Here is a 2415-nt window from a genome sequence, read left to right on the forward strand (position 1 = left end):
GTTCGAGGTCCAGCGAGTAGTCGGCGAGCTTCTCATGAACGTTGTAGGCGTCTTCCGCCCGCGGAAGCGGCTCGCCGATCTGTGGTGGCCAGGGCACGGAATCGATCGTGCCAAGCGGCACGGACGCCCGACCGCTGGCGCCACGAGCCGCGACCGATGGAGAACTCAGGCGGCGGTTCGCGTCGCGACACGGATCACGTCTTCGACTTGCTCCGGCGGAACGTCGAAGTCGAACGCGACATCGGCGACCGTGTCGCCGGCGATGAACCGATCAACGAGGTCCTCGACGCGCGCGCCGCCGTGAACCACGAGCGGACGACCGAACGCGACCCGCGGATCCACCACCACCTCGGCCCGCCGGTACGACGGCAGACGCACTCGCGACGCCCAGCCGTCACTCCCGTAGGTGATCGTCTTGAGATAGTCGCGCACAACCTCAGAGAACTGGTGCTGCCCGGTGCGCACCACGACGAGCTCTAGGAGGTCGTCTTCGTTTCGCTCTGCGGCGTAGTCGTGCAGGGCCTCGGCGCCATCGGTGCACAGCCGCTTCGACGCGAGCGGATGCTCGGGACCGATGTTCTGCGCGAGCGCGTCAACAGCCAGCTGGATGCGCTGTAGGGGAGCCCTGGCCCGACGGAAGGCGGCGAGAACGTATGCCTCTGCGAATCCGATGAACGGGACCGTCGCCTGCGCACCGCCTCGTGGGAAGACGGTGATGAGGGGCTCGCCCGTCGGCGGGCGAGCCCAGGCGTGGATCGTCGACTTGGGGACGTCGAGATAGCCGGCGGCCTCGCGCAGTGTGAAGATCGCGCGGGAGAGCCGCGGGTCGTCGGGCCTGATGACCTTCTCGCTTGCGCTGCGGTTCGCCGCCGGACTCACCGCCGATCGGTTCTATCTTCTCGGCTTCGACGCTACTCGGGGTCGCGCCGGCCGTCGTCGGCATCGCTGGTACCGAGAAGGTCACTGTACTCAGCGATCATGCGTGACCGCCGCATGGTTCGCCTCCGAGCATCGGACAGTTCGCGAACGTAGACGGCCCGCGTCACGTTGGCATCGCGGTGGCCAAGGAGGAACGCAACCTCGTCGATGCTCTCGCCCGCGAGGAGCGCCCGACTGGCGACGGTGTGACGGAAGCCATGCATCGACGGCAGGGCGCCGTGGGGAACCGAGACCGGCTCGCCGCTCTCGTTGTGCTCGTGCAGTATGGGGAAGGTCGGGCGTCCGTCAGGGTCAACCGCGTTCTGCTCGGCCTGGCGGAGAGCGCGAGCGACATTGCGCTGTCCGAGCGGCCGGCCGGTGCATGTGGAGAACACGAAGTCCTGCGATCCGGTGAACTTCGAGCGCTCCTTGTGTCGGCTGAGAATCGCTGCGAGCTCACGTGGGATCGGGACGGTTCTCACGGACCCGTCCGTCTTTGTGGGCTGGACGTTGCCGTGCCGATCCACTTGCGAGGCGAACTCCACCTCGGCGTCTTCCAGGTCCGATATGCGGACGTTCGCCCATCTGAGTCCCAGGAGCTCAGAGACGCGCGCGCCGGTGAGCGCCGCCAACGTGAACAGCGTGCTGTAGGGCTCGCCGGCGGCGCCGACCGTCTGCTCAAGCTCGCCTCGCTCGAACAACCGGCGCTTCGCACTCAGGCCAGGCTTCGGCCGCTCGGAAGGCAGCAGGAGCGAGACCGGGTTGCTCCCAGCCCAACCGAGGCGCCGCGCCGCGTAGCGATAGATCCGATTCACGACGCCGACAACGATGACGATCGTCGACTCGGCAAGCCCGTCGATACGCAGTGTTCGCACGAGCGCCGCGACATCGTCCGGGGTGATCGTGTCGAGACGGTGCGTCGCGAAGCGCCGCATCAGGTGCTGCTCCACCGCATTGCGGTAGCAGGCCCGTGTCGTGGCCCGGAGATCCACGACGGGACCATCGAGCCACTGCGCCGCCGCATCGCCGAAGCGCAGCCGAGCGTTCGACGCGACCCGCTCGCCACGTGCCCGGCGGACGAGCAGCTCATCGCGAGCTGCACGTGCAGCGGTAATGCCGCCGTCGACGGTTCGCCACCGCTGCCGGCCGGCTCCGTCCTTGAAGCCGACCTCGTACACACCCGACGCCCGGCGGTAGATATTGCGCTCCACGCGCACGCGGCGGGGAGCGGCCTTGCTGTCATCTGCGGTCGCCATGGCTCACACCACCGCCGCCAGTGTTGCCGCAAGATGGCGAGGCCGGCCGCCACCGTTCCTCCACGCGTCGAGGTCTGAGCGCCGGAAGTAGAGCTTGCAGCCAGGACCGTCCTGCTCGGAGGGAATCGCTCGTTCGGCCGCCAGCTTGCGAAGCGTGTCGCGATGTACGCCGAGGTACTCCGCGGCATGACGGGAGTCGAACCACTCGTCAGGGCGATTGTCCGACACGACGAGTCGGTCG

Annotated in this window: 3 protein-coding genes; all 3 read right to left on the minus strand. The window is 67.9% G+C overall.

Annotated features, from left to right (window positions below):
- Nucleotides 1–165: 165 nt before the first annotated feature.
- Nucleotides 166–879, minus strand: coding sequence for a DUF433 domain-containing protein (locus tag VMD91_04810; GenBank protein HTW83378.1), 714 nt, complete (start codon nt 877–879; stop codon nt 166–168).
- A 32-nt stretch (nt 880–911) separates the two neighbouring features.
- Nucleotides 912–2174, minus strand: coding sequence for a site-specific integrase (locus VMD91_04815; protein HTW83379.1), 1263 nt, complete (start codon nt 2172–2174; stop codon nt 912–914).
- A 3-nt stretch (nt 2175–2177) separates the two neighbouring features.
- A partial coding sequence (locus VMD91_04820) for a helix-turn-helix domain-containing protein (protein ID HTW83380.1) occupies nt 2178–2415 on the minus strand: 238 nt, incomplete at its 5' end.

The sequence above is a fragment of the Candidatus Sulfotelmatobacter sp. genome, assembly GCA_035504415.1.
In the GTDB taxonomy this organism is placed as follows: domain Bacteria; phylum Vulcanimicrobiota; class Vulcanimicrobiia; order Vulcanimicrobiales; family Vulcanimicrobiaceae; genus Vulcanimicrobium.

Coding starts and splice junctions, on each gene's coding strand:
- VMD91_04815 (HTW83379.1), bottom strand. CDS start 2,174: ATGGCGACCGCAGATGACAGCAAGGCCGCTCCCCGCCGCGTGCGCGTG.